At 42.7% G+C, this 567-nt stretch carries 1 protein-coding gene; it reads left to right on the forward strand.

Features of this window, described 5'->3' with window-relative positions; all coding sequences use genetic code 11:
* A partial coding sequence (locus HNS40_RS22690; RefSeq protein ID WP_172284981.1) for a hypothetical protein occupies positions 1 to 567 on the forward strand: 567 nt, incomplete at both ends.

Genomic DNA, 567 nt, shown 5'->3' on the forward strand with positions numbered 1-567 from the left:
AATATTCCGCCAATTTAGGCGCAGAGCTTTCCACCGACGGAACCTATTATTATGCCACCAGATTCCAATACCTAGAACAAGACATGGTTTATGGTGGATTCAATGGAGGTTTCTATGACGGAACAACTAACCTCAACGGAGAACTCACAGTAACAACTCCAGTTGTCGATGATGAAATCACTTGGGCTAACTTGCAACATCCAGAAAGTGGAGCCATTGCACCCAATGAAGAGTTCTTAGTTTATGGCAGACTCTATATAGAAAACGTCACCGAAGTGGCCGGAGAAGATACAGACATCCAAGCTTGGATAGGTTATAGCACAGACAATACAAATCCAAACACATGGACAAATTGGGTAGCCGCAAGTTATTTAGGCGAAGTTGCCGATAGTGATAATGATGAATACTCAGCGAATTTAGGCGCGGAACTATCAACAGATGGAACCTATTATTATGCCACCAGATTCCAATACCTAGAACAAGACATGGTTTATGGTGGATTCAATGGAGGTTTCTATGACGGAACAACAAACCTCAATGGAGAACTCACAGTAACCACACCAACAG

This window comes from Lentimicrobium sp. S6 (assembly GCF_013166635.1).
Taxonomy (GTDB): Bacteria; Bacteroidota; Bacteroidia; order Bacteroidales; family UBA12170; genus UBA12170.